The sequence below is a fragment of the Sphingomonas aestuarii genome, assembly GCF_054457155.1.
Genome location: NZ_JBTKVV010000004.1, coordinates 69,502 through 82,768, shown reverse-complemented (window position 1 = coordinate 82,768; position 13,267 = coordinate 69,502). Strand labels below are relative to the sequence as shown.

At 65.3% G+C, this 13,267-nt stretch carries 14 protein-coding genes; 5 read left to right on the top strand and 9 right to left on the bottom strand.

All coding sequences use genetic code 11. From position 1 onward, the window contains the following. Position 1 precedes the first annotated feature (1 nt). Positions 2–736 carry a hydroxyacylglutathione hydrolase gene (gene gloB, locus ACX0GZ_RS08685; protein ID WP_458815446.1) on the bottom strand — a complete coding sequence of 245 codons (735 nt, stop codon included), beginning with the start codon at positions 734–736 and terminating at the stop codon, positions 2–4. A gap of 1 nt (position 737) precedes the next feature. After that, on the bottom strand, positions 738–1,193 hold the full coding sequence (locus tag ACX0GZ_RS08680; protein ID WP_458815444.1) for a VOC family protein: 456 nt from the start codon (positions 1,191–1,193) through the stop codon (positions 738–740). 120 nt (positions 1,194–1,313) lie between these two features. Here ACX0GZ_RS08680 and ACX0GZ_RS08675 point away from each other — a divergent pair, with 120 nt between their 5' ends. Further along, on the top strand, positions 1,314–2,003 hold the full coding sequence (locus ACX0GZ_RS08675) for an SIMPL domain-containing protein (RefSeq protein ID WP_458816177.1): 690 nt from the start codon (positions 1,314–1,316) through the stop codon (positions 2,001–2,003). A 130-nt stretch (positions 2,004–2,133) separates the two neighbouring features. Here ACX0GZ_RS08675 and ACX0GZ_RS08670 read toward each other — a convergent pair whose 3' ends face one another. The 5 genes from ACX0GZ_RS08670 to ACX0GZ_RS08650 form a co-directional block, all read right to left on the bottom strand. After that, positions 2,134–2,865 carry a tetratricopeptide repeat protein gene (locus tag ACX0GZ_RS08670; RefSeq protein WP_458815442.1) on the bottom strand — a complete coding sequence of 244 codons (732 nt, stop codon included), beginning with the start codon at positions 2,863–2,865 and terminating at the stop codon, positions 2,134–2,136. Next, on the bottom strand, positions 2,862–3,593 hold the full coding sequence (locus ACX0GZ_RS08665) for an alpha/beta hydrolase (protein ID WP_458815440.1): 732 nt from the start codon (positions 3,591–3,593) through the stop codon (positions 2,862–2,864). The genes ACX0GZ_RS08670 and ACX0GZ_RS08665 overlap by 4 nt, the downstream gene beginning before the upstream one ends. A 47-nt stretch (positions 3,594–3,640) precedes the next feature. Then, positions 3,641–3,841 carry a helix-turn-helix transcriptional regulator gene (locus ACX0GZ_RS08660; protein WP_458815438.1) on the bottom strand — a complete coding sequence of 67 codons (201 nt, stop codon included), beginning with the start codon at positions 3,839–3,841 and terminating at the stop codon, positions 3,641–3,643. Next, on the bottom strand, positions 3,838–4,248 hold the full coding sequence (locus ACX0GZ_RS08655; protein WP_458815436.1) for a hypothetical protein: 411 nt from the start codon (positions 4,246–4,248) through the stop codon (positions 3,838–3,840). The genes ACX0GZ_RS08660 and ACX0GZ_RS08655 overlap by 4 nt, the downstream gene beginning before the upstream one ends. A gap of 61 nt (positions 4,249–4,309) precedes the next feature. Continuing rightward, a complete protein-coding gene (locus ACX0GZ_RS08650) occupies positions 4,310–5,704 on the bottom strand; it encodes a UDP-N-acetylmuramate--L-alanine ligase (protein ID WP_458815434.1) in 1,395 nt (464 codons plus the stop codon). A gap of 184 nt (positions 5,705–5,888) precedes the next feature. Between ACX0GZ_RS08650 and ACX0GZ_RS08645 the strand changes: the two genes are divergently transcribed. From ACX0GZ_RS08645 to infC, 4 genes are all read left to right on the top strand, one after another. After that, positions 5,889–6,707: an LD-carboxypeptidase gene (locus ACX0GZ_RS08645; protein ID WP_458815432.1), complete on the top strand. Its 819-nt coding sequence runs from the start codon at positions 5,889–5,891 to the stop codon at positions 6,705–6,707. A gap of 81 nt (positions 6,708–6,788) precedes the next feature. Next, positions 6,789–8,795 (top strand): threonine--tRNA ligase, encoded by a 2,007-nt coding sequence (gene thrS, locus ACX0GZ_RS08640; protein ID WP_458815430.1) that lies wholly within the window; start codon positions 6,789–6,791, stop codon positions 8,793–8,795. A 16-nt stretch (positions 8,796–8,811) separates the two neighbouring features. Then, entirely contained in the window at positions 8,812–9,117 is a 306-nt protein-coding gene (locus tag ACX0GZ_RS08635; protein WP_458816175.1) for a YnfA family protein, read from the top strand. Positions 9,118–9,208: 91 nt separating this feature from the next. Continuing rightward, positions 9,209–9,742, top strand: coding sequence for a translation initiation factor IF-3 (gene infC, locus ACX0GZ_RS08630; protein ID WP_458815428.1), 534 nt, complete (start codon positions 9,209–9,211; stop codon positions 9,740–9,742). Between the two features lie 188 nt (positions 9,743–9,930). Here infC and ACX0GZ_RS08625 read toward each other — a convergent pair whose 3' ends face one another. Together ACX0GZ_RS08625 and ACX0GZ_RS08620 are read right to left on the bottom strand one after the other, a co-directional pair. Beyond that, positions 9,931–10,317 carry a VOC family protein gene (locus tag ACX0GZ_RS08625; protein WP_458815426.1) on the bottom strand — a complete coding sequence of 129 codons (387 nt, stop codon included), beginning with the start codon at positions 10,315–10,317 and terminating at the stop codon, positions 9,931–9,933. A gap of 180 nt (positions 10,318–10,497) precedes the next feature. Beyond that, positions 10,498–13,245, bottom strand: coding sequence for a [protein-PII] uridylyltransferase (locus ACX0GZ_RS08620; RefSeq protein ID WP_458815424.1), 2,748 nt, complete (start codon positions 13,243–13,245; stop codon positions 10,498–10,500). Positions 13,246–13,267 lie beyond the last annotated feature (22 nt).

Sequence of the window (13,267 nt, the reverse complement as noted above, 5' to 3'; positions counted from 1 at the left end):
TTTACCCGGAAAAACCATCTTTCGCTGCGCGCAGTTCCGCCAGTTTTTCGGCGCTTTCGGCGCGCAGGAACGGGTTGGTCGCGCGTTCGGCCCCGATGGTCGTCGGCACAGTCGGCTCGCCTGCGGCACGCGCCGCATCGACCTTTGCCATCCGGCGACGGATCGCGTCATTGTCCGGCTCGGCTACCAGCGCGAAGCGTCCGTTCGACTGGGTATATTCGTGCGCGCAATAGATGACGGTTTCGTCCGGCAGGCCTGCGAACCGCTGCATGTTCGCGAACATCTGGCCCGCCGTCCCCTCGAACAGCCTACCGCAGCCCATGGCGAACAGCGTGTCGCCCACGAACGCCACGGCGTCGCCCTCGAAATGATAGGCGATGTGCCCCGCCGTATGCGCTGGTACCTCCATCACCACGGCCTCATGCGCCCCCAGCGACACGCGGTCGCCCTCCGCCACCAGCCGGTCGGCGGTGGGAATGCGCGCCGCTTCCGCAGCAGGCGCGATCACGGTCGCGCCATGCGCTTCCTTGATGGCCGCGTTGCCGCCGGTGTGGTCGGGATGCCAGTGCGTGTTCCAGATCGCCCCGATCCGCCAGCCGCGCGCGTCGGCCGCCGCAAGCACCGGCACGGCCTCGGCGGGATCGACCACCATCGTCTCGCGGCTGGCGTCATCATGCACCAGCCAGACATAATTGTCGCTGAGCGCCGGAATGCGGACGATCTGGAGCGCGCTCACCTTACCATGTTCCCGTGTTGGGCATCGACTTCCACGGCTCGGCAGGGGCCAGGGCGCCGTCGAGCTGGAGCAATTCGATCGAGATATCGTCGGGCGTTTTCACGAACGCCATATAGCCGTCGCGCGGCGGGCGGTTGATCGTAACGCCGGCGTCCATAAGCCGCTGGCAGGTGTCGTAGATATTGTCGACGCGATAGGCGAGATGCCCGAAATTGCGCCCGCCGCTGTAGGTTTCGGGCGCGCTGCCATCCTCGGGCGGCCAGTTATAGGTCAGCTCGACCTCGGCGTCGGCGCGCTTGCCCTCGCCGTTCATCTCGCTCGGCGTCGCAAGGAAGATCAGCGTGAAGCGCCCCGCTTCGCTGTCCATCCGCCGGACTTCCTTCAATCCCAACAGCTCGAAGAATGCGACGGTCGCGTCCGGGTCCGATACGCGGATCATGGTGTGGAGATATTTCATGGCGGCACCTTTCGTTTCGTCGTATGTCAGCAACGGTTCATCGAGCAAATGTCAATCGAGTCGCGAACACTATCGGGAAGGGGAACGCGCGTGGAAAGGCGGATTTCCGACAAATCGACGATGACGCTGCTGATATCAGCGGCGATCGTCGCGCTGGGGCTGATCGTCGGCGGCTATCTACTCGGCAACGGGCTGGTCCGCGCCAAGCATGCCGACCGGTCGGTGACGGTGCGCGGGCTGGCGGAGCAGAATGTCACGGCGGATCTGGCGGTCTGGACGCTCAACTATTCGTCGCAGGGGTTGGACCTGGCCGCCGTGCAGGCCGATATCGACCGCGACACCCAGGCGATCCGGCAGTTCTTCGCGTCGCTCGGCTTCCCCGCCGATGCGCTGAGCCCGGCAGGGGCCAGCGTCAACCAGTTCTACAACAACGGCGTCCAGACGGTGACGATCAATCAGCGGCTGCAACTGCGCACCACCGACATCGCCCGCGCGCGGCAGGCGGTCGCGCGCCAGTTCGACCTCGTGCGGCAGGGCGTGGTGCTGCAAGAGGGGTCGGGGATCGTCTACAGCTTCACGCGGCTGAACGACATCAAGCCGACAATGGTCGCGGCGGCCACCAGGGATGCGCGTGCGGCGGCCGAACAATTCGCCAGCGACAGCGGCGCCGGCGTGGGCGGGATCAAGAGCGCGACCCAGGGCTATTTCTCGATCGAGGCGCGCGATGGCGAGCAAGGCGGTTACGGCGTCGCGGACACCCCGTTCAAGAAGGTCCGGGTGGTGACGACGGTCGATTTCTACCTGAAGTAGCTTGCATCCACCTCAAATCGTCATGCCTGCGAAGGCAGGGATCTCAAGCGGCTCCCGCGCAGCCTGATATCCGAGCTTTCGCTGGGATGACGTAACTTGATGCGCTACTTCCTCCGTTCGTGGGCAACGCCTACTCGCCCGGATTCGCCGCCAGCGCCGCCTTGGCCGACGTCGCCTGCGGGCTCTCCGGCGCAAGCTCGATCACCCGCTGCCACGCGCCCCGCGCACCGACATCCTCGCCCAGCCCGGCGGCGATGTTGCCGACCTCCAGCTGCACCGCCGGATTGTCGCCGTCACGCTCCGCCGCCTCGACGATATCGTCGCGCGCGCGTTCCAGATCGCCCATCCGCCGCGCAAGCGTCGCCGACAATAGCCAGCCGAGCGGGTCTTCGGGCGCTTCGCGAACGGCAATGTCCAGATCGGCGCGCGCCGACGGCAGTTCGCCCATACCGACGAACGCCCGCGCGCGGTCGATATGCGCCTGACCCAGTTGTAGGTCGCGCAGCAGCCCCGGATTGATCGCATTGTCGAGCGCCGCCTTCGCCCGCGTCGGCTCGCCCGCCGCCAGCCAGGCATTCCCGGCCTGCGCCCAGGTCGGATAGGCGACCGAATGCCGCGCACCTTGCGCCGCCTGTGCGGAAAATTCGAACATCGCCGCTGCCTGTGCCCATTGCCCGCCGGTCGCAAGTGCCAGTCCCTTGCAGCGATCGGCCAGAAACCCGCCACCTTCCTTCGCCCACGCATCCGCCGCCGCGACGCCCTTCGCGCCATCGGCCTCTGCAATGGCGGCACAGGCCCGATAACGCTGGGGATCGGCAGGCGCAGGCGCGGCTTGCGCGAGCAACATCAGGGCGGCGATCATTCGACTTCTCCGGAAACGTCCTCAATCGCTCGCAGGATCGTGTGAATATCCTGCGGGCGCGACAGCCGATGATCGCCATCCTTGATGAGCCAGGTCTGAACATCATCGCCTTCGATCAGCCCCGCGAGACGAACCGTGCGTTCCCACGGCACGTCCGGGTCGCGCTGCCCCTGCACCAGCCGCGTCGGAACATCGATCGGAATGGCGCCATGCATCAACCGGTTCGCCTCTCCCGATTGCCAGAAGGTCCGCGTGGTGACGGTCGGCTGGTCCGAATAGTCGGAAGGCTCCTCGATCCGCCCGTCCGCCAGCAGCGCCATTTTCTGCGCGTCGCTGAATCCCCAGTCGGTGAAGTCCGGCGCAGGCGCGATACCCACCATGCCGACGGTTTGTGCAGGCCGCGCCAGTGCCGCCAGCAGCATGATCCACCCGCCCATTGAGGATCCCACCAGCACCACCGGCCCGCCGACCCGATCGATCATCGCCAGCGCGTCGTCGCGCCAGTCGGCCAGTGCCTGATCCGCGAACGCGCCGTCGCTTTCCCCGCATCCGGCATAGTCGAACCGCAACGCCGCCCGCCCGTTCGTTCGCGCCCATTCCTCGACCGCCAGCGCCTTGGACCCGCTCATGTCGGACGCATAGCCGGGCAGGAAAAGGACGATAGGACCGCGTCCCTCGGTCAGGTGATAGGCGATACGGGGACGGTCGGCGCGTTCGTGATAGTGCATGGCCGCGCTTCTACGCAGGGCGGCCACTTGTTGAAAGGGCGCTGGCTTCAGTCGCGCGCCGGGTTGATGAAGATCGCCTCGATCGGCTGGCCGAATAGGTCGGCGATCCTGAACGCCAGCGGCAAGGACGGATCATATCGCCCCGTTTCGATGGCGTTGACGCTCTGGCGCGATACTTCGAGCCGCTCGGCCAGATCCTGCTGGCTCCAGTCGCGTTCGGCACGCAGAATTTTCAGCCGGTTCTTCATGCCGCATCCGCACGCTTGTCGCGCAATGCCAGCAAGGACTGGGCGATCCCCCATGCGCCGCACCAGATCGGAAAGGCCAGGAAAACGGGCAACTCGCCCACCAGCCCTTCGAACTGCAACATCCCGAGAATGCTCGACAACGACAACAGCACGCCCAGCCCGATCAGCATCGACAACACGATACGATCGCGAACGAATTCGTCGCTTTCCTCCCGCAAATAGATGCCGAGCACGATCAGCATCCCGACGATCGGCAGAGCGGCCACGATCGCCATCAGCCCGAGCACCGTCTGGGAGGGATCGAAAGCTCGACTGACCCCGACATTGGCGGCGATCAGCAGGATGTAGGCGGCGGTAACGACAGTGAAGCGACGCAGATAACGCTGTGCAGCGGGCGTTCGGTTCATGACAAGCTCCCTTTCAAGTTGGTAAAGGTAGCTTTACGTCAAGGTCGCTTTCCATGTCAAGCTAACCTGACAATTCGTCCAGTATCCTTTTCGCAAGCAGCGACAGCGTGTCGTCGCGGGCACCCATCAGGACGATGCGGTCGCCGGCCCGCGCCATCGCGATCAGCGTCGCCGCCGCATCGTCGCGCGCCGGGACATGGCGGGCGTCGCGACCGCTTGCCTGCACGTCGGCGACGATGTCCGCGCTGGTCACTTCGCGCGTCGTCGTTCCGCCCTGATAGACGGGATCGGGCAGGACCAGCACATCGTCCTCGCCGAGTTTCGCCGCGAACATCTCGACCAGTTCGCGGCGCATCACTTTCAGCGGGCCGTAACCGTGCGGCTGGAACATCAGCAGCAACCGGCCCGGATGGGCGTGCAGCGTGTCGAGCGTCGCCGCGATCTTTTCCGGGTTGTGGCCGAAATCGTCGATCACCGCGACGCCGTTTGCCTCGCCCACCAGTTCGAACCGGCGTTTCAGCCCCCCGAATCCCTCGATGGCTTTCGCCGCATCTTCACGCGGCACCCCTGCCGCGATCGCCGCGCCGATCGCGGCGAGCGCGTTTTCGACATTGTGGCGCCCCGGCACGCCAAGCCGCACCCGTAGCCGCTCGCCGCGCGACACCAGATCGAAAGCAATCGCATAGCGTTCGGGCACCAGATTCTCGGCGCGCAGGTCGGCGGACGCGTCGATCGCGACCGTCATCAGCTTGGCGCGGTCCATCGTGTCGGCCAGCGCCTCGGCTTCCGGATCGCCGACATTGACCACCGTCACGCGCGCCTTGGCGGCGAAATCGCCGAACAGCGCGCGCAATTCCTCCAGCGATTTGTGGTCGAGGCTGACATTGTTGAGCACTGCGACCTCGGGCGAATAGAGCGCGATCGACCCGTCGCTCTCATCCACCTCGGACACGAATGTCGCACCCTCGCCCACCAGCGCGCTGGCGAAGGGCGCTTCCGGGCTCGCGAAATTCTTCATCACCGCGCCGTTCATGACGGTCGGATCACGGCCCAGCGTATGCAGGATCCAGCCGATCATGCCGGTCACGGTCGATTTGCCGCTCGTCCCCGCCACCCCGATCCGGCTGACCGACGCGTTGAACAACGACGCCAGCAGTTCCGCGCGCGTCATTCGCTGCGCGCCCACCGCTTCGGCCGCGACCATGTCGGGCACGGTCGCCTCGACCGCGGCGGAGGCGACGACGATCTGGTCTGCCGACAAGATGCCGCTGCCGTCTTGGCGGTGGAGCGCGATGCCGCGTGCGGCGAGATCGCCGAACTTCGCAGGCAAGCGCCCCGAATCGAGGCTGCGGTCCGACCCCGCGACGGTCGCGCCGCGCCCGGCTAGGATCATCGCCAGCGGCATCATACCCGAACCGCCGATGCCGACGAAGAAGAAGGATTTGCCCGTTTCCATGCCAGCGCGCTATCGGCGGTCGGTGCGCGGGGCAAGGGCGGTTGCGATCGATCCATCCCATCACCGTTCGTGTCGAGCAGGGTTCGAGCTTGTCGAGAACCCGTGTCGAGACAGGCGCGAGCGTTCTCGATACACCGTCTCGACACGCTCGACGGTTACTCGAACCGAACGGAGGTTATGGGATATGCGGATCGGAATAGTCGCCCCCGGCAGGTCGATCGACGAAAGCGTCGCCCCGCGCGTGCAGGCGCTGGCCGCGATCATCGACCCGTCGGTGGAGGTCGTGTTCCACCCGCAATGCTTCGCCGAGGACGGCCATTTCGCCGGCGACGACGGCGTTCGCGCAGGCACCTTCCTCGAATTTGCCAATGACTCGGGCTTCGACGCCATCTGGTTCGCGCGCGGCGGCTATGGCTCCAACCGCATCCTCGACGCCGTCATGGGCCAGCTCAATTCGTCGGCCAGGGCCAAGAAATATCTCGGCTATTCGGACATGGGCTTCTTGCTCGGCGCGCTCTATGCCCGGCGCATCGGTCGCCCGGCGCACGGGCCGATGCCGACCGAGATCGGCCGCAAGGACGCAGGCGCCAGCGTCGCGCGCGCCTTGTCCTGGCTGATCAACGACGATCCCCGCTCGCTCGAACCCTCGACCGCAGGCGGCGTGCCTGCGGTCGCGTTCAACCTGTCGATCCTGACGATCATGATCGGCACGCCCTGGCTGCCCGACCTGACCGATCATGTGTTGATGATCGAGGACGTGTCCGAACCGCTCTATCGAATCGACCGGATGCTGTTCCAGCTTGCCAACGCGACGCAGTTGAAGGGGGTGGCGGGGGTGCGACTTGGCACTTTCAACGCCATTCCCGACAATGACGTGGACTTCGGCGAGACGCTGGAGGGAATGATCCTGCGCTGGTGCGGCGACATGGGCGTGCCCTATCTCGGCCCGGCCAAGATCGGACATATCTCCGAGAATTACGTGGTACCGTTCGGGGTGGCGTGACGCGCACCGCCGCCTTGCCTATAGGGCCCGGTGCGGCATAAGCGCGTGTCGCTCAAACCAACCGAAAAGGCGAAACTCCCCATGTCCCAGATGTTCCGCATCACGCTACCCGACGGCTCCGTCCGCGAAGTAGCGCCGGGGACTACCCCCGCGGACATCGCCGCCGCGATCGGGCCGGGGCTGGCCAAGGCGGCGCTCGCCGCGCGCGTCGACGGCGAACTGCGCGACATCGGCCGGGCGTTCGAGGGCGACGCGCAACTGGCGCTGGTGACGTCGAAGGACGAAGCCGACGCGCTCGAACTCGCGCGCCACGATTTCGCGCATGTGCTGGCGGAAGCGGTGCAGAACCTGTTTCCGGGCACGCAGATCACCTTCGGTCCGGCGACCGACGACGGCTTCTATTACGACTTCGCGCCGAAGGACCGCCCGTTCACCGAGGAAGACCTGCCCGCGATCGAAGCCGAAATGCGCGCGATCATCGCCCGCGACGAAAAGCTGATCCGCGAAGTCTGGACCCGCGCCGACCTGATCGCCCGCTGGCAGCAACAGGGTGAGACGTTCAAGGCCGAATGGGCCGCCGAACTGCCCGAGGGCGAGGAACTGACCGTCTATCGCTCGGGCGAGCGCGAGGACGCGTGGCTCGACATGTGCCGCGGGCCGCATCTCGCCTCGACCGGGAAACTCGACCCGCAGGCGTTCAAACTGACGCGCGTGTCGGGCGCCTATTGGCGCGGCGACCAGAAGAACGCGATGCTCAGCCGCATCTATGGCACCGGCTGGCTCAACAAGAAGCAGCTCGATGCGCACCTCCACAAGCTGGAGGAAGCCGCCAAGCGCGACCACCGCAAGCTGGGCCAGGAAATGGACCTGTTCCATTTGCAGGCGGAAGCGCACGGATCGGTCTTCTGGCATCCGAACGGCTACATCATCTGGCGCGAGCTGGAGGCCTATATGCGCCGCGCGATCGACGCGGCAGGCTATCGCGAGGTCAAGACGCCGCAGGTGATGGACGCCCGCCAGTGGGAGGCGTCCGGCCACTGGGGCAAGTATCGCGAGAATATGTTCGTCATCCCAGACGAGGTGCCGAACACCGAGGATGAAGGCCCGATCGTCAGCGACGATGCCGACTGGATGGCGCTGAAGCCGATGAACTGCCCCGCGCACGTCCTGATCTTTCGCCAGGGGATCAAGTCGTATCGCGACCTGCCCTTGCGCTTCTACGAAAATGGCTGCTGCCACCGTAACGAGCCGCACGGCGCGCTCCACGGCCTGATGCGCGTGCGTCAGTTCACCCAGGACGACGCCCACATTTTCTGCCGCGAGGACCAGATCGTCGCGGAGGTGCGCGCCTTTTGCGAACTCGCCGACCGCATCTATAAGGATTTCGGCTTCACCTACGCGATCAAGCTCGCGCTGCGCCCCGAAAAGCGGTTCGGCAGCGAGGAAATGTGGGACCTGTCCGAGGACGAACTGCGCAACGCGGTCGTCGAAGCCGGCCTCGCGACCCAGGACTATGGCTGGGAAGAACTCCCCGGCGAAGGCGCTTTCTACGCGCCAAAGCTCGAATGGCATCTGACCGACGCGATCGGCCGGACGTGGCAGGTCGGCACGATCCAGTCCGACCGCGTGCTGCCCGACCGATTGGACGCCAGCTATGTCGGCGAGGACGGCGAACGTCACCGTCCGATCATGCTCCACCGCGCGATTTTCGGCTCTTACGAGCGGTTCATCGGTATTTTGATCGAGCATTTCGCCGGGCGTCTGCCGACCTGGCTCGCGCCGGTGCAGGCGGTGGTCGCGACGATCGTCTCCGATGCCGATGATTACGCCAATCAGGCCGTCGAAAAACTGAAGGCTGCGGGCATCCGCGTCGAGGCCGACCTGCGCAACGAAAAGATCAACTACAAGGTACGCGAACACTCGCTGGCCAAGGTCCCGTATCTGCTCGTCGTCGGCAAGCGCGAAGCGGACGAAGGCACCGTTGCGATCCGCCGCCTGGGCAGCCAGGGTCAGGAAGTGATCTCGCTCGACGCCGCGATCGCGATGCTGCGCGACGACGCGACTCCGCCCGACCTCAAACCCGCATGACTCCGAAACGCTCGCAATCTACGCCGCTGCCGCAGTGGCGGAGATTGCGGGCTGTTTCGCCTTCTGGGCCGTGGTGCGATCGGGCAAGCCGGTCTGGTGGCTGATTCCGGGCATGGCGGCGCTCGCGCTGTTCGCCTGGCTGCTGACGCTTAGCCCGGCGGATGCGGCGGGGCGCGCCTATGCGGCCTATGGCGGCATCTATATCGCCGCGTCGCTCGGCTGGCTGTTGCTGGTGGAAGGGCACGCGCCGACGCGCTGGGATCTGATCGGCGTCATGCTGGCACTGGCAGGCTGTATCGTCATCCTCGCCCAGCCGCGTTGAATTCGACGTCAACCCCGCTTCCAAAATGCGCGCATCGCCCCTATATGAAGCGCTCGAACTGACGACAGGAGAAGCCAAGATACGTCCCCCCATGTCCCGGCGTGGCAACACGCCGCCGCCGATGAACGGCCCGCGCTACAACGAATTCATCCAGTCGCCCAAGGTCCGCGTGATCGATCACGAAGGCGAGAATCTGGGCGTCCTTTACACGCGCGAGGCGATCGAGCAGGCCGCCGAGGTTGGCCTGGACCTGGTTGAGGTATCGCCGAACGCCGATCCGCCCGTCGCCAAGTTCCTGGACGTCGGCAAATTCAAATACGAGGCGCAGAAAAAGGCGAACCTCGCACGCAAGACGCAAAAGACGCAGGAAATCAAAGAGATCAAGATGCGTCCGAACATCGACGATCACGATTACGATGTGAAGATGCGCAACGTGCACAAATTCATCGGCGAAGGCGACAAGGTGAAGATCACCCTGCGCTTCCGCGGTCGCGAACTCAGCCACGGCCAGCTCGGCATGGCGCTGCTTCAGCGCGTCGCCGAGGATTGCAGCGAAGACGCCAAGGTCGAAGCCTATCCCCGCATGGAAGGCCGCCAGATGCTGATGGTGCTGTCGCCGAAATAAATCGCGTTGCGGGGCGTGCAGTGTTCAGTCGCTGCCGCCCCTGGACCCGCAATCGTCTCCGTCCGTGTCGGGGTGGCAGCGTTATGGATCGCTAACTTCGCCAGCGCCATCGTCGCGTTATCTTATGTTCGCGCGCGATTTAAGCATTCGTGCAAGCACCGAACCAGTGCTTGCCAGAACCAACCGTTTCATGACTGCGGTTCTTCCCACAATTCGATCGCGTTGCCCTCAGGATCGTGGATGCGCGCAAAGCGACCCACTTCGGGCGAATCCCTTTTGTCGCGGGTTTCGATGGCGATGCCCGCGGCGTTTAGCTGTTCGAGCATTTCGTCGAGACCGGTGACGCGGAAATTGACCATGAATTGCTTGTCGGCAGCGAAATAGTCGGTGTCCGCCCTGAACGGCGCGAACACCACCGGGCCGCCCACCGTCTTCCACGCCCATTCGTTGGTGTCGTTGCCGGTCCCTTCGGCATTGCACCCCGCGCCGATGCCCAGATGTTCGCGATACCAGGCGTTGAGCGCATCGGGATCGCGCGCGCGAAAGAAGATACCGCCGATGCCGAGGACTGCCATATGGGGCTCCCGTGGTTGGACGCGGGCGAAGATACACGGGTTCGCGCTGATCGTCATGCCAGCGAAGGGTGGCGGACCGGGCGATGCTGAGGGCAGGCCGTCATTGCGAGCGTAGCGAAGCAATCCAGCGGTGCGGGTCACGCCCTGGATTGCTTCGCTACGCTCGCAATGACGAGTGGTTCAAGCCGCCTGCGCCGCTTCTCCCTCACCCGCCGCTTCGACCAGCCGTCGTTCGATGCCCTTCAGACGCCCGGCATTGTCGATCTTCTCGCCCAGCAGGTCGGTGACGTAGAAGGTATCCACCGCGCGCTCGCCATAGGTCGCGACATGCGCCGAATGGATCGTCACCTTCGACTGGAACAGCGCGTTGGCGAGGTCATAAAGCAGCGCCGGGCGGTCGCGGGCATTGACTTCGATCACGGTGAAGCGGTTCGATGCCTTGTTGTCGATCAGCGCGGCGGGCTGGATCGCGAACGCATCGGCCCGCGCGCGCGCCAGCGGTTTGCGGCGCAGTTTTTCGGTCATCTTGGCGCGGTTCGACAGCGCCTCGGTAATCGCGTCCTGCAATCGCGCCAACCGCGCGGGATCGTCGAACGGCTGGCCAAGCGGGTCCTGCACCAGGAAATTGTCGAGCGCGCGCCCGTCGCGGGTCGTATGGATGCGCGCGTCGATGATGTTGCCGCCCGCCGCATGGATCGCGCCCGCGATGCGGTAGAACAGCCCCGGATGATCGGCGGCATAGACCGTCACCAGCGTCGCATCCTGATCGGGATAGACCTGGGCGCGGATCGACAATGGTTCGTCGCCCGCCGCCATCATCTGGCGGGCATTGGCCTCCTGCACGTCGACCGGCTCGGCGATCCAATAGGGCTCGGCCAGTCGCCGCACGAACGTGGCGCGGGTGTCGGCATCCCAGCCCAGCGTCTCGGCCAGCGCATCCTGCTTCGCCGCGATGCGCTCGCTGCGGCCCTTTTGCTTGTGGCCCAGCCGCAGCACTTCCTCGGCGGAGTCGAACAAAGTGGACAGCAATTGCCGTTTCCAGCCGTTCCACACCCCCGGCCCCACCGCGCGGATATCGACGACGGTCAGCACCAGCAGCAGGCGGAGGCGCTGGACCGACTGCACATGGTTGGCGAAATCGAGGATCGTCTTGAAATCCGACAGGTCGCGCTTGAACGCGGTCGCCGACATCAGCAGGTGCCATCGCACCAGCCACGCCACCGTCTCGGTCTCGGCAGGGGTGAGGCCGAAACGCGGGCACAGCCGTTCGGCCACCCCTGCCCCCAATATTGAATGGTCGCCGCCGCGCCCCTTGGCGATGTCGTGGAGTAGCACCGCGACATAGAGCACGCGACGCGACGCGATCTGCTGGACGATGGTGGAGGACAGGGGATGATCCTCCTTCAGCACGCCGCGTTCGATCTGGCTCAATAGCCCGATGGCGCGGATCGTGTGTTCGTCGACGGTATAGTGATGATACATGTCGAACTGCATCTGCGCGACGACGCGGCCGAAATCGGGCACAAAGCGCCCGAACACCCCCGCCTCGTTCATCCAGCGCAGCACGGTTTCGGGATCGCGCGGGGAGGTCAGCACGTCGAGGAACAGCGCGTTGGCGCGGGCATCGTCGCGCCAGTCGTCGATCAGCTTGGCATCGCGCGCGGCGGCCCGCATCGCCAGCGGGTGAATTTCCAGCGCGTGCAGGTCGGCGAGCTGAAACAGCTCGATCAGCCGCACCGGATCGCGCTGGAAAAACTCGTCACCCGGCAGCGCCAGCCGCCCGCGATCGAGCACGAACCCCTTCAGCTTGCGCGGGGCACGCCGCAGCATCGGCAGCCCGAATCGCCTACCGCGCGCGGCGAATTTCTCGTCGAGATGCGCAAGGAACACGCCGGTCAGGTCGCCGACGCGTTTGGCCTGCAAGAAGTAGAATTGCATGAAGCGTTCGACCGCGGATTTCCCCGGCCGGTCCGAATAGCGCATCCGGTCGGCAATCTCGCGCTGGAAGTCGAAGGTCAGCCGCTCCTCGGCCCGCCCCGCGATCAGATGCAGGTGACAGCGCACCGCCCACAGGAAGTTTTCCGCGCGGTTGAACTGGCGGTATTCGTGCGCCGACAATACCCCCTTGTCGACCAGCTCGGCGGCGCGGCGGACGCCATATGCATATTTGCCGATCCAGAACAGCGTGTGGAGATCGCGAAGGCCACCTTTGCCTTCCTTCACATTGGGTTCGACGACATAGCGGCTGTCGCCCATCCGCCGGTGGCGCGCATCTCGTTCGGAGAGCTTGTCGGCGATGAAGGCGCGCGCGCCATCCGCCTGCACTTCGGCGCGGAAGCGCGCGGCGGCTTCGTCATAGAGCCCCATATCGCCCCACACGAAGCGCGCCTCGACCAACGCCGTGCGGATCGTCCCGTCCGATTTCGCCTGACGCACCATATCGTCTAGCGACCGCGACGAATGCCCGACCTTCAGCCCCATGTCCCACAGGGCATAGAGCATCGATTCGATGACCTGTTCGGACCAGCTGGTCTGCTTCCACGGCGTCAGGAAACCGATGTCGATATCCGAAAACGGCGCCATCTCGCCGCGCCCGTATCCGCCGACCGCAATCAGCGTCATGCGTTCGGCACTGGTCGGATTGTTGTTGGGATAGAGCCGCTGGACGGTGAAATCCCATAACAGCCGCAGGATCTGGTCGGTCAGGAACGCGCCCGACGCGGCCATTTCCAGGCCGCGGGTCGGATGCTCCATGAACCGCCGCTCGATCTCGGCGCGCCCCTTGTCCATCGCCGCGCGCAGCAGCTTGGTCGCCGCCTGACGCAGCGGCTGGCCGGGTTCGGGCTCAAGGCTCGCGAGTGCGTCGGCAAGAACCCGCCGATCGATGATCGCACGGCGGTTGGGCAGGGAATCCATGCGGGCTGGCATGGGAGCAGAGATAGGGGGTTGG